Origin of the sequence: Streptomyces sp. S.PB5 (genome assembly GCF_030403745.1) — a bacterium.
Classification (GTDB): Bacteria; Actinomycetota; Actinomycetes; order Streptomycetales; family Streptomycetaceae; genus Streptomyces.
Map to the genome: position 1 here is coordinate 1 of NZ_JAQMWP010000002.1, position 20,329 is coordinate 20,329.

The following is a 20,329-nucleotide window of genomic DNA, read 5'->3' on the forward strand; positions in this document are numbered from 1 at the left end:
AGCCCAGTAATGGGTGGAGGTGACCGGTACTAATAGGCCGAGGGCTTGTCCTCAGTTGCTCGCGTCCACTGTGTTGGTTCTGAAACCACGAACGGCCCCGCACCCCTCGTGGTGTGGTGCGGCTGACAGTTTCATAGTGTTTCGGTGGTCATAGCGTGAGGGAAACGCCCGGTTACATTCCGAACCCGGAAGCTAAGCCTTACAGCGCCGATGGTACTGCAGGGGGGACCCTGTGGGAGAGTAGGACGCCGCCGAACAATTATTCAAAGGGTTGGACCCTGAACTTCGGTTCGGGGTCCAACCCTTTTTTGTTCTGCGTCACTTGAAGTTCACGTTGCGCAATCACCATCCGAGGCATGAGTACTGCTGCAATGCTCAGGGCCGCCGGCGTCGGAGTCAGTGACGAGGTCGTGGTGCCGGCGTTCGGGAACGTCGAGGTCGCCGAGGCTGTCGTGTTGGCCGGTGCGCTCCCGGTGTTCGCCGACATAGATCCGGTGAGCTACTGCCTTGACGCGTCCGCTGTCGAAGCGGCCGTTACGTCGCGGACCGCGGCCGTGGTCGTCGTACACCGGTTTGGGCGGTGGGCCGATATTCGGGCGCTCCATGCTCTGGGGCAGCGGCACGGGCTGCTGGTGTTGGAGCAGGGGGAGTCCGAGGTGCCGTATGACGAGGTGGCTCAGCGGCGGGAGCGGGCTGCTTATCTGGATGGGAAGTTGAAGGGTGTGCGGACCCCTGATGGGGGTGATGGGCATACCTATCAGCAGTACGTCGTGCGGGTGCCGGGGAATGGGCGGCCCGATCGGGATGCCTTTGCGCGGGCCTTGCGGGGCAAGGGAGTTGAGTGCCGGGTGCCGGTGAAGACGCCTGTGCACCGGTTGCCGGAGTTCCGGCGTTGTGTGTCGTTGCGGGAGACGGAGCTTGCCGCGGACGAGACGTTGGCGCTGCCTGTCGATGCCTCGCTGACCAAGCGGGACATGCAGCGGATCGTGGGTGCGTGCAACGCGCTCGGGGGGTTGTTGCAGGCCGCCTTCTGAGCGGGCTGTCGTACCTCGTGGGCGTGGTTGGGAGCACGGGTCTGTTCGGGGTATGATCTATTTCGTTGCCGCGAGGGAAACCTCGGAAAAGCGACAGGCCCCCTTAGCTCAGTCGGCAGAGCGTCTCCATGGTAAGGAGAAGGTCAACGGTTCGATTCCGTTAGGGGGCTCCAGTCAAAAGACCCCGCCCAATCGGGCGGGGTCTTTTTTGTGCTCTCTGCGTGCTTCTCAGTCCTTGTGGAGGCCCGGGACGCGCATGGCGAGGATCGCCATGTCGTCGGACGGGGCGTCCGACGCGAAGCGCTCCACCGCGCGCATGATGCGGGCCGCCACCGCTCCTGCCGTCAGGCCCGTGCAGGTGGTGAGGACGTCCGTGAGACCGTCGTCGCCCAACATGCGGGCGCCCTCACGGCGTTCGGTGACGCCGTCGGTGACGCACAGGAGGACGTCGCCCGGGTCCAGGGTGACCGTCTGCTCGTACAGCTCCAGGTCCTCGATGACGCCCAGGAGCGGCTGGGGTTCGGCGGCCGGTTCGACTGTGCCGTCCTGGCGCAGGCGGAGGGGGAGGGGATGGCCGGCGCAGACCACCTTCAGTTCGGCACTGCCGTCCGCCTGGGGGCGCATCTCGCCGTAGAGGAGGGTCAGGAAGCGGCTGCGGGCTCCCTCGTCGAGGATCGCGGAGTTGAGGCGTTCCAGGACCGCCGGGCCGCTGAGGCCCTCTCTGGCGAGGAGACGGAGGGCGTGACGGGCCAGGCCCGTCACCGCGGCCGCGTTCGGGCCCGTGCCGCAGACGTCGCCGATGGCGAAGCCGTAGGCGCCGTCGCTGATGGGGAAGACGTCGTAGAAGTCGCCGCCGACCTCGTTGCCCTCGCCGGCCGCCCGGTAGATGACCTCGACCTCGACGCCGTCGATCTCGGGGAGTTCCGGGGGGAGGAGGCTGCGCTGGAGGGACTGGCTGATGGCGGTGCGCTCGGAGTACAGGCGGGCGTTGTCCAGGGCCAGGGCGGCTCGTCGTGAGAGGTCTTCCGCCAGCTCCAGGATTTCCTGGCGGAAGTGTTCGTCCGTCGGCTTGCCGAGCGTCAGCATGCCGATGACCCGGTTGCGGGCCACCAGGGGCAGGACGACGGTCTCGCCGCCCACCGCTGAGGCCGTGGCCAGGGTCGGGCCGATGCCTGCGCTGAGGCGGCCGATGGGCTCGCCCAGGCCCAGGCTGCGCATGGAGGTGCGCAGGGCCGCCTGATGGGCCGCTTCGGCGGGCGCCGACCAGACGCGGGCGCCCGGGGTGGGTACCGGGTCGGGCGGGGAGATCTTCGAGAGCAACGACTTGATGCCGTCGATGAGTTCCTCGTCCTCGTGCAGGACGTACGACAGGTAGGGCTCGGAGGCCTGGTCGGCGATCGTGTAGACCGCGCACCAGGTGGCGAGGGTCGGGACCGTCATCTGGGCCATCAGGGCCAGGGTCTGGTCGCGGTCCAGGGTGCCCGCCAGGAGGTCGGAGGCTTCGACCAGGAAGCTGAGCGAGCCTCGGCGCAGGCGTTCGAGTTCGCCGAGGCGGGCCGACTCCACCGCCAACGCGATGCGGTCCGCGGCAAATTGGAGGCGCAGGGCCTCTTCGTTCGAGTATCTGCCGGGGCCCTCCGCGGCGACGCCCAGGGAGCCGGTGAGGCGGCCCTCGACCTTCAGGGGGACGGTGACGACCGAGCGCATGCCGGTGCCGTTCAACAGCGGGACGGCACCGGGGACCGCTGTGAGGTCCTCGTGGACGGCCGGCATGCGGGCCGAGCCGTAGCGCCCCGGTCCGGCCTCGACGGGGACGCGGGCGAAGCGCTGGCGTGCGGAGGGCAGGCCGGTGGAGGCGCGGACCTCCAACTCGGTTTCGTCGTCGGTGGCCAGGAGCAGGAAGGCGGAGTCGGCGTCGAGCATGTCCCGGGCGCGCTCCACCGTGCGCTGGAGGAGGCCGTCGAGGTCGTCCGGGGCCGGTGAGCCGATGAAGACCTCGAAGGGGTCGGCGCTCTGCCCGTCGGAGGCGGGTGAGGTGTCGGAGGCCGGGATGCGCAACGGGGTCTGCAGGACCGCGCGTTCGTGGTCGCGGACCAGGAGACAGACCGTGGAGGGCTCGCCGCCGGTGTCGCGGACGCGGAGGTGGGAGGCGTACACGGGGGTGACGCGGCCGTTGGCGCCCCTTATGCCGTAGCTGCCTTCCCAGCGGGAGAGTTGGAGGGCTTCCGCGATGCCGGTGCTGGTGCCCGGGGTGTGCGGCCAGGCGGCGAGGTCGGTGAGGGGCTTGCCGGTGACCTGTTCGGCCGGGTAGCCGAAGAGTTCCTCGGCGTCCTCGTTCCAGGCCGAGATGGCCGCCGTGCGGTCGATCTGGATGACGGCGACGCGGACGCGGCCGTCGGAGGCGAGGGGGAGGAGGTCCGCCGGGAGGGACGGGCCGGCGGTGCGGGTGCCCACCGGACGTTCGGGGAGGTCGAGTTGGAACCAGACCTGCTTGTGGGTGGGTGTGTATTCGACGCCCCAGCGGGCGGCCAGTGCCGCGCACAGCTGGAGGCCGCGGCCGCCCTCGCGGTCGGGGCTGCCCATGGTGGCCAGGGAGCCCTGCAGGGGGACCTCGCGCTCGGGGTAGTGGTCGGCCACCTCGATGCGTACACCGTCGTCGGTGCGCAGGCACAGGAGGTCCGCTGTGGTGCCGGCGTGGACCACGGCGTTGGTCACCAGTTCGCTCGTCAGGACCACCGCGTCGTCGACGATGTCCGCGAAGCCCCAGCCCTGGAGTGTGTCGCGGACGAAGGAGCGGGCGCTCGCGACCGATCGCCCGACGGGCTCGAAGCTGGCGGCCGCGCGCGCGGTGATCACAGAACTCCTCGACCGGTTGTCGATGTGCAGGGCTCCGTGGCCGACCGGCTCGTGCCGCTGCTGCGGCAGGCCGTCCGTCGGCCGACGGTCCGGGGGATGTCCCCCAGGGATCAGTCCGGTGGTCATGTTGTGCGGCCGCCCCTCCGATGCCCGCTCGTTCTCGTGCCACCGCCCAGAGCCGGACGGACCGGTGCGGCTGGACAGCCGCATGCAAGGTTACTTACCTTCCCCGTCGATGAGGATGCCGGTCTGCAGTGTTTCCGTCCGGAGGGTGTGCGGACGATGTGCGAAGCTGCCGAACTGTTATGGCCTGGTTCAGCCAGGGTGAAACACTGGGCAAGCTTCTTGTGAAGGTCCAGGCAGTCCGAGTGTGGTCAGCGCAATGCGGGCAGCAGCCCGACGTGCGGCCTGGTATATCCGGCAGAAATGCGCAGCAGTAACTGGTACTCCGAACAGTAGTACCGGAGCACAGCAGTAACGGTCGACCCTTGCGGGAGGGACACAGTGGAGTCTGGCGCAGCGACGCGGGGCACTAAAACGCGCGCGAAGGGCGGACAGTCCCTGAACAACCAGCGCAAACCGCGCGGTGGGACCACCGCGGTGGACACAGCTGCCCTGAACCGACTGCTGGCGGCTCTGGTCTCCATGCGAGACGGGAATTTCCGGAAGCGGCTCACGGTGTCGGGCGACGGCGTGTTGTCCGAGATCGCGGCTGTTTACAACGAAGTGGCCGACCGGAATCTGCATCTGACGGGCGAGTTGTCGCGGGTGCGGCGCATGGTGGGCCGTGAGGGCAAGCTCACGGAACGGCTGGAAAGTGGTGCCTGTGAGGGCTCGTGGCTGACCGCCGTCGACGCTTCCAACGCCCTGGTCGACGATCTCGTACGACCTGTCTCGGAAGTCGGCCGGGTGCTGTCCGCGGTCGCGGAGGGCGATCTGTCGCCGCGTATGGAGCTGCGGACGCAGGCGGCGGACGGGGCCGGGCATCCGCTGCGGGGTGAGTTCCTCAAGGTCGGGCGGACCGTCAACAACCTGGTCGACCAGCTGTCGACGTTCACCGACGAGGTCACGCGTGTGGCCAGCGAGGTGGGCACCGAGGGCAAGCTGGGCGGGCAGGCCAAGGTGCGCGGTATGTCCGGTTCTTGGAAGGATCTGACGGATTCCGTCAATACGATGGCGTACCGGCTGACGGCGCAGGTGCGGGACATCGCGCTCGTCACCACGGCGGTCGCCAAGGGTGACTTGTCCCGGAAGGTCACGGTTCACGTGGCCGGCGAGATGCTCGAACTGAAGAACACCGTCAACACGATGGTGGACCAGCTGTCCTCCTTCTCCTCCGAGGTGACCCGTGTCGCGCGTGAGGTGGGTGTCGAGGGTGAGCTGGGCGGGCAGGCGCAGGTGCCCGGTGTGGCGGGTGTGTGGAAGGACCTCACCGATTCGGTGAACCTGATGGCCGGCAATCTGACGGCCCAGGTGCGCGGGATCGCCCAGGTGACGACCGCGGTCGCCAGTGGTGATCTGTCGCAGAAGGTGACCGTGTCGGCGCGGGGCGAGGTCGCCCAGCTCGCGGACACGATCAACCAGATGACCGAGACGCTGCGGATCTTCGCGGACGAGGTCACGCGTGTGGCCAACGAGGTCGGTGCCGAGGGGCAGCTCGGCGGACAGGCGAACGTTCCGGGTGCCGCGGGGACCTGGAAGGACCTCACCGACTCCGTCAACACGGTCTTCCGGAACCTGACCATTCAGGTGCGGGACATCGCGCAGGTGACGACGTCGGTGGCCAACGGTGACCTGTCGCAGAAGGTCACGGTGGACGTGGCCGGCGAGATGCTGGAGCTGAAGAACACCGTCAACGGGATGGTGGACCAGCTGTCTGCGTTCGGTGCCGAGGTCACGCGCGTGGCGCGCGAGGTGGGTGTCGAGGGTGAGCTGGGCGGGCAGGCGCAGGTGTCGGGCGCTGCCGGGACCTGGAAGGACCTCACCGACTCCGTCAACACGGCGTTCCGGAACCTCACCGGACAGGTGAGGAACATCGCCCAGGTGACGACGGCGGTGGCCAACGGTGACCTGTCCCAGAAGGTCACCGTCGACGTCTCCGGCGAGATGCTTCAGCTGAAGAACACCGTGAACACGATGGTGGACCAGCTGTCGGCCTTCGCGGACCAGGTGACGCGGATGGCCCGGGACGTGGGCACCGAGGGCCGCCTGGGCGGTCAGGCCGTCGTACCGGGCGTTTCCGGGACCTGGAAGGAGCTCACCGACTCCGTCAACTTCATGGGTGGCAACCTCACCTCGCAGGTGCGGCAGATCGCCCAGGTGACGACCGCGGTGGCCCGGGGTGACCTGTCCCAGAAGATCGACGTCGACGCGCGCGGCGAGATCCTGGAGCTGAAGAACACCATCAACACGATGGTCGACCAGCTCTCCGCCTTCGCCGACCAGGTGACCCGGGTGGCGCGGGAAGTGGGTACGGAGGGTCGGCTGGGCGGGCAGGCGCAGGTGCCTGGCGTCGCCGGTGTGTGGCGGGACCTGACGGACTCCGTGAACGGCATGGCGTCCAACCTGACCGGCCAGGTGCGCAACATCGCCCAGGTGGCCACCGCGGTGGCCCGGGGTGACCTGTCCCAGAAGATCACCGTGGACGCGCGCGGCGAGATCCTGGAGCTGAAGAACACCCTGAACACGATGGTCGACCAGCTGTCGTCGTTCGCCGAAGAGGTCACGCGTGTGGCGCGCGAGGTGGGCACCGAGGGCATCCTCGGCGGTCAGGCCGAGGTGCAGGGGGTCTCCGGCACCTGGAAGGACCTCACGCAGTCCGTGAACTTCATGGCGAACAACCTGACCATCCAGGTGCGCAACATCGCCGAGGTCACGACCGCGGTCGCCAAGGGTGACCTGTCGAAGAAGATCACCGTCGACGCCAAGGGCGAGATCCTCGAACTCGTCAGCACCGTCAACACGATGGTGGACCAGCTGTCCTCCTTCGCCGAGCAGGTGACCCGGGTGGCGCGCGAGGTGGGCACCGAGGGCATCCTGGGCGGTCAGGCGCACGCGTCGGGCGTCACGGGCATCTGGAAGGACCTGACCGACAACGTCAACCTGATGGCCAACAACCTGACCATGCAGGTGCGGAACATCTCCCAGGTCGCCTCCGCCGTTGCCAACGGCGACCTGACCCGGACGGTGACGATCGAGGCGCGCGGTGAGGTCGCGCAGCTCGCCGACACCTTCAACACCATGGTGAAGACGCTGAGTTCGTTCGCGGACCAGGTGACCAAGGTGGCTCGTGAGGTGGGTACGGACGGCATCCTGGGCGGTCAGGCGCGGGTGCCCGGTGTGGCCGGTACCTGGAAGGACCTCACCGAGTCCGTGAACCAGATGGCGTCCAACCTGACCGGTCAGGTGCGGAACATCGCCATGGTGACCACGGCCATCGCCAAGGGCGACCTGACGAAGAAGATCGACATCGACGCGCGCGGTGAGATCCTCGAACTCAAGACGACCATCAACACCATGGTCGACCAGCTCTCCTCCTTCGCCGAGGAGGTCACCCGAGTCGCCCGCGAGGTGGGCACCGAAGGACAGCTCGGCGGCCAGGCACGCGTGCGTGACGTCGACGGCACCTGGCGGGACCTCACGGAGTCCGTGAACGAGATGGCCGGGAACCTGACCCGGCAGGTGCGTGCCATCGCGCGCGTGGCGACCGCGGTGACCCGCGGCGACCTGAACCTGAAGATCGACGTGGACGCGTCCGGGGAGATCCAGGAACTCCAGGACTACATCAACAAGATGATCGCCAACCTGCGCGACACCACGATCGCCAACAAGGAGCAGGACTGGCTCAAGGGCAACCTGGCCCGTATCTCCGCGCTGATGCAGGGGCGCCGCGACCTCGCCGACGTCGCCTCGCTGATCATGAGCGAGCTGACGCCGGTGGTGTCCGCGCAGCACGGCGCGTTCTTCCTGGCGATGCCGCTCGTCGACGGCAGGGACGCGAGCGGCGACGAGGAGGACTCGTACGAACTGCGCATGCTGGGGTCTTACGGCTATTCGATGGGGTCCATGCCGACGTCCTTCAGGCCGGGTGAGGCGCTGATCGGGACGGCCGCGCAGGAGAAGCGGACGATTCTCGTGGAGAACGCGCCGAGCGGGTATCTGAAGATCTCCTCGGGGCTCGGGGAGGCTCCGCCGGCGCAGGTGATCGTGCTTCCGGTGCTGTTCGAGGGCAAGGTGCTCGGTGTCATCGAGCTGGCGTCCTTCACGCCCTTCACGCAGATCCAGAAGGACTTCCTCAGCCAGATCGCGGAGATGATCGCGACCAGCGTCAACACCATCTCCGTCAACACCAAGACCGAGCAGCTGCTGAAGCAGTCGCAGGAGCTCACCGAGCAACTCCGGGAGCGGTCCGCGGAGTTGGAGAACCGGCAGAAGGCGCTCCAGTCGTCCAACGCCGAACTGGAGGAGAAGGCCGAGCTGCTGGCCCAGCAGAACCGCGACATCGAGGTCAAGAACACCGAGATCGAGGAGGCGCGGCAGGTCCTGGAGGAGCGTGCCGAGCAGCTCGCGGTGTCGATGCGCTACAAGAGCGAGTTCCTCGCCAACATGTCGCACGAGCTGCGTACGCCGCTCAACTCGCTGCTGATCCTGGCCAAGTTGCTCGCCGACAACGCGGACGCCAACCTGTCGCCGAAGCAGGTCGAGTTCGCCGAGACGATCCACGGGGCCGGCTCCGACCTGCTCCAGCTGATCAACGACATCCTCGACCTGTCGAAGGTCGAGGCGGGCAAGATGGACGTCTCCCCGACGCGTATCGCGCTCGTGCAGCTCGTGGACTACGTGGAGGCCACCTTCCGGCCGCTGACCGCGGAGAAGGGCCTGGACCTGTCCGTACGGGTCTCGCCGGAGCTGCCCGCCACGCTGCACACCGACGAGCAGCGGCTGCTGCAGGTGTTGCGCAACCTGCTGTCCAACGCGGTGAAGTTCACCGACTCGGGGGCCGTGGAGCTGGTCATCAGGCCCGCCGGGGCGGACGTGCCGATGAAGATCCGGGAGCAGTTGCTGGAGACCGGTTCGCTGCGGGACGCGGACGCCGATCTGATCGCGTTCTCGGTGACCGACACCGGCATCGGGATCGCGGCCAGTAAGATGCGGGTGATCTTCGAGGCGTTCAAGCAGGCCGACGGCACGACGAGCCGGAAGTACGGCGGTACGGGCCTCGGGCTCTCCATCTCGCGGGAGATCGCCCAGCTGCTCGGCGGTGAGATCCACGCGCAGAGCGAGCCGGGGCGTGGCTCGACGTTCACGCTGTATTTGCCGCTGCACCCGAGCGAACTGCCCCCGCAGGGCTACCAGCAGCCCATGCCCGCGCTGGAGGCCGGGGAACTGCTCGCCTCGGAGAGCAACGGGCTGGCCGAGGTGGAGGTCGAGACGCCGGCCGAGGTGCGGTCGTACCAGGAGACGCAGAACGGTGCCGCCGCGCTCTTCCGGCGCCGGCGCCGGACGCTGCCGGAGGCCGAGCAGCGGCCCGTCTCGCTGGACCAGTGGTCCGCCCAGCAGGACGTGGCTCCGCAGGGGCCGCGGGGCATCCGGTTCGGCGGCGAGAAGGTGCTGATCGTCGACGACGACATCCGCAATGTGTTCGCGCTGACCAGCGTCCTCGAGCAGCACGGGCTCTCGGTGCTGTACGCCGAGAACGGCCGCGAGGGCATCGAGGTCCTGGAGCAGCACGACGACGTCACGGTCGTGCTGATGGACATCATGATGCCGGAGATGGACGGCTACGCGACGACCACGGCGATCCGCCGGATGCCGCAGTTCGCGGGCCTGCCGATCATCGCGCTGACCGCGAAGGCGATGAAGGGCGACCGGGAGAAGGCGATCGAGTCGGGCGCCTCCGACTACGTCACCAAGCCGGTCGACCCCGATCATCTGCTGTCGGTCATGCAGCAGTGGATGCGCGACTCGTGACCGGAAAGCGCGGGCTTCGGGTGGATGATGCGAGAACCTTCGGCGTTCACACGGAGTTGCTGACTCAGTGTGTTCGAAGCCGTGTAGAAGTACGGGAATCGGGGAACCTTCTGGTCTCCCGCTACGTTTCTGCTACGTGCACAGTGACATCGCGGTGACAGGGTGTGGCGACGGGCGGGGTGCGGCTACCATGACCGGCACAAGGACGGGCGGCGAAAGGGAGTCGTCCCCAGGGGCGGCGCCCGGTGCACATCCGGGGCGAGGAGGGCGGGCCATGGTGCAGAAGGCCAAGATCCTCCTGGTCGATGACCGGCCGGAGAATCTGCTCGCGCTGGAGGCCATCCTCTCCGCGCTCGATCAGACGCTGGTGCGGGCATCGTCCGGGGAGGAAGCGCTCAAAGCACTGCTCACTGACGACTTCGCGGTCATTCTGCTGGACGTCCAGATGCCGGGCATGGACGGGTTCGAGACCGCGGCGCACATCAAGCGGCGAGAACGCACCCGGGACATCCCGATCATCTTCCTCACCGCGATCAACCACGGCCCGCACCACACCTTCCGCGGCTATGCGGCGGGCGCGGTCGACTACATCTCCAAGCCCTTCGACCCGTGGGTGCTGCGCGCGAAGGTCTCCGTGTTCGTCGAGCTGTACATGAAGAACTGCCAGCTGAGGGAGCAGGCGGCGCTGCTGCGGCTCCAGTTGGAGGGCGGTGCCGGCGGCAAGGCCGCCCCCGGCGAGACGAAGGAACCGGCCGGGCTGCTGGCCGAGCTGTCGGCGCGGCTCGCGGCGGTCGAGGAGCAGGCGGAGGCGCTGTCCAAGCAGCTCGACGACGAGTCGGCGGACGCGGCGGCCGTGGCCACGGCCGCCCATCTCGAACGCAAACTCACCGGACTGCGGCGGGCGCTGGACGCGCTGGAGCCGGGCACCGGGCCCACACCGTCGGTGCCCTCGCAGAACTGACGTCCCTACGCGCGCGGAACTGCGCTCCGTCCACGGCCCAGTTGCTCATGAGCAGGCGTCAGTTCCACGCACTCGCAAGGACGACACGAACGGGTGAAGCACTGGGCACACGTGTCCGTTGTCGTCTCCACCGGTAACCTCACACCTATGGCCTCACGTCCCTCCGCTGCCAAGAAGCAGCCCGCGAAGAAGGCGGCGGCTCCGGCGAAGAAGGCCGCTGCGAAGAAGCCTCCGGCGAAGAAGGCGCCCGCCAAGAAGGCCGCGGCGAAGAAGGCCGCGCCGCCCCCCAAGCCGGCGCCGAACCCGACCGGCGGTATCTACAAGCTCGTACGCGCCGTCTGGCTGGGCCTCGCGCACGCCGTGGGCGCGGTGTTCCGCGGCATAGGGAACGGCGCGAAGAACCTCGACCCGGCACACCGCAAGGACGGCGTCGCGCTGCTGCTGCTCGGCCTCGCGCTGATCGTCGCGGCCGGCACCTGGTCGAACCTGCGCGGTCCCGTCGGCGACCTCGTCGAGATGCTGGTGACCGGTGCCTTCGGGCGCCTGGACCTCCTCGTGCCGATACTGCTCGCGGTCATCGCCTTCCGGTTCATCCGGCACCCCGAGAAGCCCGAGGCCAACGGCCGGATCGTGATCGGTCTGTCCGCGCTGGTGATCGGCGTGCTCGGCCAGGTCCACATCGCGTGCGGCGCGCCCGCGCGGAGCGACGGCATGCAGGCCATAAGGGACGCCGGCGGCCTCATCGGCTGGGGCGCGGCGACCCCGCTGTCGTACACGATGGGCGAGGTTCTCGCCGTACCGCTGCTCGTGCTGCTCACGGTCTTCGGGCTGCTGGTCGTCACCGCCACACCGGTCAACGCCATTCCGCGCAGGCTGCGGGAGCTCGGCGTGCGGCTCGGGGTGGTGCACGACCCGTCGGAGGACGAGTTCGACGAGTTCTCGGGCGACGACGAGCGTTACGAGGAGCAGTGGCGCGAGGCGCTGCCCGCGCGTAACCGCAGACGGGGACCGGCACCCGAGGCGTACGACCCCGATGGCGCCGAGCAGGAGGCCCTCACGCGGCGTCGCGGCCGCCCCAGGCGCTCCGCGGTGCCCCAGCCCGACATGGACCGTCCCATGGACGCCCTGGACGTCGCCGCCGCGGCCGCCGCCGCGCTGGACGGTGCCGTCATGCACGGGCTGCCGCCGTCGCCGATCGTCGCCGACCTCACCCAGGGGGTGAGCGTCGGGGACCGCGAGGACACGACGCCGACGCCGGTGCCGACCCCCGTGCCGGCCCCGGCCGCGCGCGGCAGGCAGGAGAAGCTCAAGGTCGAGGTCGCCGACCTCACCAAGCCCGCACCCGAGGCACCGGGCGAGCTGCCGCCGCGCGCGGAGCAGCTCCAGCTGTCCGGTGACATCACCTACTCGCTGCCCTCGCTCGACCTCCTGGAGCGCGGCGGGCCCGGCAAGGCGCGCAGCGCGGCCAACGACGCCGTCGTCGCCTCGCTGACCAACGTCTTCATGGAGTTCAAGGTCGACGCGGCCGTCACCGGCTTCACGCGCGGGCCGACGGTCACGCGGTACGAGGTCGAGCTCGGCCCCGCTGTGAAGGTCGAGCGGATCACCGCGCTGGCGAAGAACATCGCGTACGCCGTCGCCAGCCCCGACGTGCGGATCATCAGCCCGATCCCCGGCAAGTCCGCGGTCGGCATCGAGATCCCGAACACCGACCGCGAGATGGTCAACCTCGGCGACGTGCTGCGGCTCGCGGCGGCCGCCGAGGACGACCATCCGATGCTGGTGGCGCTCGGCAAGGACGTCGAGGGCGGCTATGTGATGGCCAACCTGGCGAAGATGCCGCACGTGCTCGTCGCCGGAGCCACGGGTTCCGGTAAGTCCTCGTGCATTAACTGCTTGATCACGTCCATCATGGTCCGCGCGACTCCCGAGGACGTCCGCATGGTCCTCGTCGACCCCAAGCGGGTCGAGCTGACCGTGTACGAGGGCATCCCGCACCTGATCACGCCGATCATCACCAACCCGAAGCGGGCCGCCGAGGCGCTCCAGTGGGTCGTACGGGAGATGGACCTCCGGTACGACGACCTGGCGGCGTACGGGTTCCGGCACATCGACGACTTCAACGAGGCGATCCGCAACGGCAAGGTCAAGGCGCCCGAGGGCAGTGAGCGGGAGCTTCAGCCGTACCCGTATCTGCTGGTGATCGTGGACGAGCTCGCCGACCTGATGATGGTCGCGCCCAGGGACGTCGAGGACGCGATCGTGCGCATCACGCAGCTCGCGCGCGCGGCCGGCATCCACCTGGTGCTCGCCACGCAGCGGCCGTCGGTGGATGTCGTCACCGGTCTGATCAAGGCGAACGTGCCCTCGCGGCTGGCCTTCGCCACGTCGTCGCTCGCGGACTCCCGGGTCATCCTCGACCAGCCGGGCGCCGAGAAGCTGATCGGCAAGGGTGACGGGCTGTTCCTGCCCATGGGGGCCAACAAGCCCACCCGTATGCAGGGCGCCTTCGTGACCGAGGACGAGGTCGCGGCGGTCGTGCAGCACTGCAAGGACCAGATGGCGCCGATCTTCCGGGACGACGTCGTCGTGGGGACGAAGCAGAAGAAGGAGATCGACGAGGAGATCGGCGACGACCTGGACCTGCTGTGCCAGGCGGCCGAGCTGGTCGTGTCGACGCAGTTCGGGTCGACCTCCATGCTGCAGCGCAAGCTGCGCGTCGGCTTCGCCAAGGCGGGACGGCTGATGGACCTGATGGAGTCCCGGGGGATCGTCGGGCCCAGTGAGGGGTCCAAGGCTCGTGACGTTCTTGTGAAGGCTGATGAGCTGGACGGAGTGCTCGCGGTGATCCGCGGGGAGGCTTAAGAGGACGTCGCCTCCGGAAACGGGGCACACCGGTCACCTTCCGGGTGGGTGGGCGATCGAGGGGTGTTCGATCGTGACTCACCCGTAAGGGATCATTGAGCAACCGTTTCCCTTCGGCGTACGTCAAGTTGAGGGAAGCGAAAAGCTGCTGCTCCACCATCGGCGTGTCCGGCCATACCGATGGCGTACAAAGTCCCACCGCCCGGTTGCCCCACCCTTTCGCACCCCCCCTAGACTGAACCCTCAGCACAGGTGGCTTAAACGCTCGAAAGGCGCCCCCGTGTCCATCGGCAACTCCCCTGAAGACGAGCGTCCGTTCGAAGACGACCGTGAGGATGCCCGCCCCTCGATCGGCCGCGCCCTGAAGCAGGCGCGTATCGCGGCCGGGCTGACCGTCGACGACGTCAGTAGTGCCACCCGGGTCCGTATCGCCATCGTGCATGCCATCGAGGCCGACGACTTCGCTCCCTGTGGCGGGGACGTCTACGCCCGTGGGCACATCCGGACCCTGGCCAAGGCCGTCCATCTCGACCCGGCCCCCCTTCTGGACCAGTTCGCCGCGGATCATGGCGGCGGGCGTCCGGCGCCGACCCCCGCGGCCCCGCTGTTCGAGGCGGAACGCATCCGTCCCGAGCGCCGCGGGCCGAACTGGACCGCGGCGATGGTCGCCGCGATCGTCGCCGTGATCGGCTTCGTCGGGTTCACCGCCTTCAAGGGCGACGACGAGGGCGGCAAGACGCAGGTCGCAGAGGGCGCCACGCCCTCGACCAGCGAGACCTCCTCGCCGACACCCAAGAGCGAGAAGCCCGAGTCGCCGAAGCCGGACCCGACCGACAGCGCCATCGCGGCCGCACCCCAGGACAAGGTGACCGTCCAGGTCACCGCGCCCGACGGGAAGAGCTGGATCTCCGCCAAGGACCACAACGGCCGGCTGCTGTTCGACGGGCTGCTCAAGCAGGGCGAGTCCAAGACCTTCCAGGACAGCGAGAAGATCAACCTGGTCCTCGGTGACGCCGGGGCGATCCAGCTGTATGTGAACGGCAAGAAGATCGACGACGACTGGCAGCCGGGGGCCGTGGAGCGGCTCACGTACACGAAGGGCGACCCCACGGTCGGCTAGGGCCGAGGGGGCCGTTCGACGCCCCAGGTGAGAGACGAAGGGGTTGGCGGCAAGATCGCCAACCCCTTCGACATGGGCTGTCAGTGGAACGAAGTAGTCTTGAGCCCATGCCTGAACGCCGTACCGTCGCACTCGTCACTCTTGGCTGCGCCCGTAACGAGGTGGACTCGGAGGAGCTCGCAGGCCGCTTGGAGGCGGACGGCTGGGAGCTCGTCGAGGACGCCGAGGACGCGGACGTCGCCGTCGTCAACACCTGTGGCTTCGTCGAGGCCGCCAAGAAGGACTCCGTCGACGCCCTCCTGGAGGCCAACGATCTCAAGGGGCACGGCAGAACCCAGGCCGTCGTGGCGGTGGGCTGCATGGCCGAGCGGTACGGCAAGGACCTCGCCGAGGCCCTCCCGGAGGCGGACGGCGTGCTCGGCTTCGACGACTACGCCGACATCTCCGACCGGCTCCAGACCATCCTGAGCGGCGGCATCCACGCCGCCCACACCCCGCGCGACCGGCGCAAGCTCCTGCCGATCAGCCCTGCCGAGCGGCAGGACTCCGCGGCGGCCGTCGCGCTGCCCGGGCACGGATCGGCCGCCGAGAGCGCGCCCGCCGACCTCCCCGAGGGGATCGCTCCGGTCTCCGGCCCCCGTGCGCCCCTGCGCCGCCGGCTGGACGGCTCCCCGGTCGCCTCGGTGAAGCTGGCCTCCGGCTGCGACCGGCGCTGCACCTTCTGCGCCATCCCGTCCTTCCGCGGCTCCTTCATCTCGCGGCGGCCCTCGGACGTCCTCAACGAGACGCGCTGGCTGGCCGAGCAGGGCGTCAAGGAGATCATGCTGGTCTCCGAGAACAACACCTCCTACGGCAAGGACCTGGGCGACATCCGTCTGCTCGAGTCCCTGCTGCCCGAGCTCGCCGAGGTCGACGGCATCGAGCGGGTGCGCGTCAGCTACCTCCAGCCGGCCGAGATGCGACCCGGTCTGATCGACGTACTGACCTCCACGCCCAAGGTCGTGCCCTACTTCGACCTGTCCTTCCAGCACTCCGCCCCCGGCGTGCTGCGCGCGATGCGGCGCTTCGGTGACACCGACCGGTTCCTGGAGCTCCTCGACACCATCCGGAGCAAGGCCCCGCAGGCCGGTGTGCGCTCCAACTTCATCGTGGGCTTCCCGGGCGAGTCCGAGGGCGACCTGGCGGAGCTGGAGCGGTTCCTGAACGGCGCGCGGCTGGACGCCATCGGTGTCTTCGGCTACTCCGACGAGGAGGGCACGGAAGCGGCCACGTACGACAACAAGCTCGACGAGGACGTCGTCGCCGAGCGGCTGGCACGTGTCTCCCGGCTGGCCGAGGAGCTCGTCTCGCAGCGGGCCGAGGAGCGCGTGGGCGAGACCGTGCGCGTGCTGGTGGAATCCGTGGACGAGGAGGGCGTGTACGGGCGTGGTGAGCACCAGGCGCCCGAGACGGACGGCCAGGTGCTGCTCACGAGCGGCGAAGGTCTGAGTGTCGGCCGTATGGTCGAGGCAAAGGTGGTCGGTACCGAGGGTGTCGATCTGGTGGCCGAGCCGCTGGCGGGCTCGCTCGCGTGTAGTGAGGAGGCGGGCAGATGACCGGAGTACCGGCATCCGCTGCGGGCGGCCCCTCCAAGGCGGGTACGCCCGGAGCGGCGGGTGCTTCCGGCGCCGACTCCGGTGCCAAGTCCGCGCGCAGCGGCAAGATCGTGGCCGCGGCCGTCAACGAGGCCAGCCTCTGGAACATCGCCAACATCCTGACCATGGTCCGGCTGTTGCTCGTCCCGGGCTTCGTCGCGCTGATGCTGGCCGACGGCGGCTACGACCCGGCCTGGCGCGCGTTCGCCTGGGCGGCCTTCGCCATCGCCATGATCACCGACCTCTTCGACGGTCATCTGGCGCGCACCTACAACCTCGTCACCGACTTCGGGAAGATCGCCGACCCCATCGCCGACAAGGCGATCATGGGGGCGGCGCTCATCTGTCTGTCCGCGCTCGGCGATCTGCCGTGGTGGGTGACGGGTGTCATCCTCGGCCGGGAACTCGGGATCACGCTCCTGCGTTTCATCGTCATCCGGTACGGCGTCATCCCGGCGAGCCGTGGCGGCAAGCTGAAGACCCTCATCCAGGGCATCGCGGTCGGCATGTACATCCTGGCGCTGACGGGGTGGCTGGCGACCGCGCGGTTCTGGGTGATGGCGGTGGCGGTCGCCCTGACCGTGGCGACCGGCCTCGACTATGTGAGACAAGCCATTGTGCTGCGCCGGCAGGGAATCGCCGCCCGCGCAGCGGCGTTGGAGGAGACGGAAGCGTGAATTCCCCGGCCACCGAAGTGGTGCGACTACTCACAGTGAGAGGCGAGACGCTCGCTGTCGCCGAGTCGCTCACCGGTGGACTGGTTGCGGCGGAAATCACAGCGGCCCCGGGTGCGTCCAAGGCGTTCCGGGGTTCGGTGACCGCCTACGCCACGGAACTCAAGCACGAACTGCTCGGTGTCGATGCCGCTCTGCTGGCGGAGCGCGGAGCGGTGGATCCGCAGGTCGCGGCCCAGATGGCGGCCGGGGTGCGCAAGGCGCTCGGTGCCGACTGGGGCCTTGCGACCACGGGTGTCGCAGGACCGGAGGAACAGGACGGAAAGCCCGTCGGAACGGTGTACGTGGCCGTCGACGGAGGCTCTCCGGAACGATCAGGTGGCGGGAAAGTGTCCTCGCTGCGGTTGAACGGCGACCGTGCGGAAATTCGTATGGAGAGTGTACGGAGCGTACTCGCACTGCTCCTTCAGGAGCTTGCGGGCGAACAGACCGGAAATGAGCGGGCACAGGATACGGAACGGAACGGGGGGTTTTGATGTTTGCAGCCCTGAGTGAACACGACATCGCTCCCCGCACGGCCGCGGCGCAAGGCGGTACGGTGGGGCGTGAAGGATGCGGCTACGCGGTCCGAGGAGGGAGCCACCGATGATTCTGCTCCGTCGCCTGCTGGGTGACGTGCTGCGTCGGCAGCGCCAACGCCAGGGCCGTACTCTGCGCGAAGTCTCCTCGTCCGCCCGAGTCTCACTCGGCTATCTCTCCGAGGTGGAGCGGGGGCAGAAGGAGGCTTCCTCCGAGCTGCTCTCCGCCATCTGCGACGCGCTGGACGTACGGATGTCCGAACTGATGCGGGAAGTGAGCGACGAGCTCGCCCTCGCCGAGCTGGCCCAGTCCGCTGCGGCCACCCCCAGCGAGCCCGTGCCCACGCCGGTACGTCCGATGCTGGGTTCCGTCTCGGTGACCGGTGTGCCACCGGAACGGGTGACCATCAAGGCGCCCGCGGAAGCGGTGGACGTCGTCGCTGCTTGAGCGTCGCCGGTGTTTGCGCATGAGACGCGCTTCAACATCAGCTGAGGGCGCGTGAAGAAGTGCACGAGGCCCCGGCCAGGTCTCTCCGGATCATCCGGAGAGGCGTTGGCCGGGGCTTTCGTGCATCGTGGAGTGACGTTGCCCCGGGTTGCCGCTGGAGGTGGGGTTCATGGCGCGACCGATAGTGCGGTGGGGGGTGGCGCTCGGGCTGGGGGCGTTGTGGTGGTGGGCCGTGCTGCGGCTGGCGTTCGCTCCCGGGTCCGGGGTGCTGGAGGGCGCGGTCGCCGCCGGGGGGTGGGGGCTGAGTCTGCTGCCGGTGCACTGTGTGCCGAGGGCGCGGGCGGCCGGGGCACTGGCCGCGGGGCGGTGGCGGGCGGCCTGGAGGGGCGGTACGGGGCCTGTGGTCACTATGGAATCGCCACGGGGGCGGGGGCGGGGGTGATGGGGATGCCGGGGGTGACGGGTTCTGTGGTTCCGCTGGTCACCATGGCATCGCGACTCCGCCGTTCGGACGCAGGATCTGGCCCGTCGTGAAGGACGAGGCGTCGGAGGCCAGGTACAGGACCGTGTGAGCGACGTCCGCCGGCTCGCCGACCCTGCCCAGGGGTGACATACGGGCCATGACCGCCTCTGTCCGCGCCTGGGCCTCGCCGTGGCGGTCGGTCATGGGGGTGCGGATCCAGCCCGGCGCGACCGCGTTCACGCGGATGCCGTGGCGGCCGACCTCGGTCGCCAGGGTCTTCGTCAGCTGGACGACCGCCGCCTTGGCCACGCCGTAGCAGAGCAGGCCCGGGCCGCCGGTGTCCACGGCGCCGGAGGCCATCGTGATGATGCTGCCCCTGGTCTGCTGGGCCAGCATCAGGCGGGCCGCCTCCTGGCAGGCGTACAGGACTCCCTTGAAGTTGACGTCCAGGACGCGGTCGAGGTCCTCGTCCCTCGTCTCCAGGACCGGGCTGCTGTGCATGATTCCGGCGATCGCGGCCATCACGTCGAGGCGGTCGCAGGAGGCGACGGCCTCGTGGAGCTGTTCGCGGTCGGTCACGTCGAGCTGGTGGGTGCGGGCGGTGCCGCCCGCGTCCTTGATGAGCGTCGCCGTTTCGTGCAGGCCCTGTGCGTCGCGGTCCGCGCAGTGCACGGTGGCGCCCGCTTCGGCGAAGAGGACCGCGGAGGCGCGGCCTATGCCGCCGGCGGCGCCGGTGACGAATGCGGTGCGTCCGGTCAGGTCGTACGCGCTGACGGTCATGAGGGGACGGTACGAGCGTTTCTGACGGGTCGTCAATTAGTTGTGTGGGGTGGGGTTCCGGGGGGTCGGGCCTGCCTGGCAGGACGGGCACCAGTAGGTGGGGCGGTCGCGGGTGCCGTCGCCCTGGTCGGCCACGCGGATGGGGGTGCCGCAGCGCAGGCAGGGGTGGCGGGCGCGGCCGTAGACGAAGAGGTCCTGGCCGCGGCGGCCCGTGGTGGTGCGGATCGGGCGGTCCCGGTTGGCTTCCAGGAGTTTCTTGGCGAGTACCGGGAGCTTGGCGGCGCGGTCCTCGGGGAGGGCGGCGACGGGGAGCCAGGGGGTGACGCCGAGCAGGAAGCAGAGCTCGCTCTTGTAGACATTGCCGATGCCGGCGAGGTTGCGCTGGTCCAGGAGGGCCTCGCCGAGGGGGCGGGTGGGGTCCTGGAGGAGGTTGGCGAGGGCCGCGTCCGGGTCCCACTCCGGGCCCAGGAGGTCGGGGCCCAGGTGGCCCACGACCCGGTGTTCGTCGGTGGTGCGGAGAAGTTCCAGGACGGGGAGGCGGTAGCCGACGGCTGTGCGGTCCGCGGTGCCGAGGATCGCGCGGATCTGGTGGGCGGGGCCGCCGGTCCAGCGCTGGTCGTTGGCGTACACCTTCCAGGAACCGTCCATCTTGAGGTGCGAGTGGAGGGTCAGGCCGCCTTCGATGCGGGTGAGGAGGTGTTTGCCGCGGGGGGTGACGTCCAGGACGGTGCGGCCCGTCAGATCGGCCGTGGCGTACTTGGGGACGCGGAGGTCGGTGCGGGTGAGGGGCTTGCCGGCCAGGGCGGTGTGCAGGAGGGTCGCTGCTTGCCAGACGGTGTCTCCTTCGGGCATGGGTCCAGGGTTGCATGGGGTGGGGCGGGGGTGGGGGTTGGTGCGATGGGTTGGGGGCCCCGGGTGGGTGGTCTCCGCCTAGTGGGGTGGTGGG

Annotated in this window: 13 protein-coding genes, 1 tRNA gene and 1 rRNA gene; 12 read left to right on the forward strand and 3 right to left on the reverse strand. The window is 69.0% G+C overall.

Going from position 1 to position 20,329, the window contains the following annotated elements:
- Window positions 1–140 precede the first annotated feature (140 nt).
- The 3 genes from rrf to PH203_RS04940 all read left to right on the forward strand — a co-directional run bounded on the left by rrf (window position 141) and on the right by PH203_RS04940 (window position 1,207).
- Window positions 141–257 (forward strand): 5S ribosomal RNA (rrf, locus tag PH203_RS04930).
- Between the two features lie 114 nt (window positions 258–371).
- Window positions 372–1,034 (forward strand): DegT/DnrJ/EryC1/StrS family aminotransferase, encoded by a 663-nt coding sequence (locus PH203_RS04935; RefSeq protein WP_289918229.1) that lies wholly within the window; start codon window positions 372–374, stop codon window positions 1,032–1,034.
- A gap of 97 nt (window positions 1,035–1,131) precedes the next feature.
- A tRNA-Thr gene (locus tag PH203_RS04940) sits at window positions 1,132–1,207 on the forward strand.
- A gap of 55 nt (window positions 1,208–1,262) precedes the next feature.
- Here the strand turns inward: PH203_RS04940 and PH203_RS04945 are convergent.
- Window positions 1,263–4,016: a SpoIIE family protein phosphatase gene (locus PH203_RS04945; protein WP_289916668.1), complete on the reverse strand. Its 2,754-nt coding sequence runs from the start codon at window positions 4,014–4,016 to the stop codon at window positions 1,263–1,265.
- Window positions 4,017–4,394: 378 nt separating this feature from the next.
- Between PH203_RS04945 and PH203_RS04950 the strand changes: the two genes are divergently transcribed.
- From PH203_RS04950 to PH203_RS04990, 9 genes are all read left to right on the forward strand, one after another.
- Entirely contained in the window at window positions 4,395–9,860 is a 5,466-nt protein-coding gene (locus PH203_RS04950) for a HAMP domain-containing protein (RefSeq protein ID WP_289916671.1), read from the forward strand.
- Between the two features lie 274 nt (window positions 9,861–10,134).
- A complete protein-coding gene (locus PH203_RS04955) occupies window positions 10,135–10,821 on the forward strand; it encodes a response regulator (protein WP_289916672.1) in 687 nt (228 codons plus the stop codon).
- Between the two features lie 147 nt (window positions 10,822–10,968).
- On the forward strand, window positions 10,969–13,686 hold the full coding sequence (locus PH203_RS04960; RefSeq protein ID WP_289916674.1) for a DNA translocase FtsK: 2,718 nt from the start codon (window positions 10,969–10,971) through the stop codon (window positions 13,684–13,686).
- Window positions 13,687–13,966: 280 nt separating this feature from the next.
- Window positions 13,967–14,806, forward strand: coding sequence for a helix-turn-helix domain-containing protein (locus tag PH203_RS04965; RefSeq protein ID WP_289916676.1), 840 nt, complete (start codon window positions 13,967–13,969; stop codon window positions 14,804–14,806).
- A 107-nt stretch (window positions 14,807–14,913) separates the two neighbouring features.
- Window positions 14,914–16,401, forward strand: coding sequence for a 30S ribosomal protein S12 methylthiotransferase RimO (gene rimO / locus PH203_RS04970; RefSeq protein ID WP_289916679.1), 1,488 nt, complete (start codon window positions 14,914–14,916; stop codon window positions 16,399–16,401).
- The gene (gene pgsA, locus PH203_RS04975) at window positions 16,398–17,117 is read left to right on the forward strand and encodes a CDP-diacylglycerol--glycerol-3-phosphate 3-phosphatidyltransferase (RefSeq protein ID WP_289916680.1); all 720 of its coding nucleotides are present in this window, start codon (window positions 16,398–16,400) and stop codon (window positions 17,115–17,117) included. Before rimO ends, pgsA begins: the two co-directional genes overlap by 4 nt.
- Window positions 17,114–17,650 carry a CinA family protein gene (locus PH203_RS04980; RefSeq protein ID WP_289916681.1) on the forward strand — a complete coding sequence of 179 codons (537 nt, stop codon included), beginning with the start codon at window positions 17,114–17,116 and terminating at the stop codon, window positions 17,648–17,650. Before pgsA ends, PH203_RS04980 begins: the two co-directional genes overlap by 4 nt.
- 109 nt (window positions 17,651–17,759) lie before the next feature.
- Window positions 17,760–18,140: a helix-turn-helix transcriptional regulator gene (locus PH203_RS04985; RefSeq protein WP_003993396.1), complete on the forward strand. Its 381-nt coding sequence runs from the start codon at window positions 17,760–17,762 to the stop codon at window positions 18,138–18,140.
- A gap of 169 nt (window positions 18,141–18,309) precedes the next feature.
- The gene (locus tag PH203_RS04990) at window positions 18,310–18,582 is read left to right on the forward strand and encodes a hypothetical protein (RefSeq protein ID WP_289916691.1); all 273 of its coding nucleotides are present in this window, start codon (window positions 18,310–18,312) and stop codon (window positions 18,580–18,582) included.
- 39 nt (window positions 18,583–18,621) lie between these two features.
- Here PH203_RS04990 and PH203_RS04995 read toward each other — a convergent pair whose 3' ends face one another.
- Together PH203_RS04995 and PH203_RS05000 are read right to left on the reverse strand one after the other, a co-directional pair.
- Complete coding sequence (locus tag PH203_RS04995; RefSeq protein ID WP_289916693.1) at window positions 18,622–19,383, reverse strand: SDR family NAD(P)-dependent oxidoreductase; 762 nt, start codon at window positions 19,381–19,383, stop codon at window positions 18,622–18,624.
- A gap of 36 nt (window positions 19,384–19,419) precedes the next feature.
- Window positions 19,420–20,235 carry a DNA-formamidopyrimidine glycosylase family protein gene (locus tag PH203_RS05000; protein ID WP_289916695.1) on the reverse strand — a complete coding sequence of 272 codons (816 nt, stop codon included), beginning with the start codon at window positions 20,233–20,235 and terminating at the stop codon, window positions 19,420–19,422.
- Window positions 20,236–20,329 lie beyond the last annotated feature (94 nt).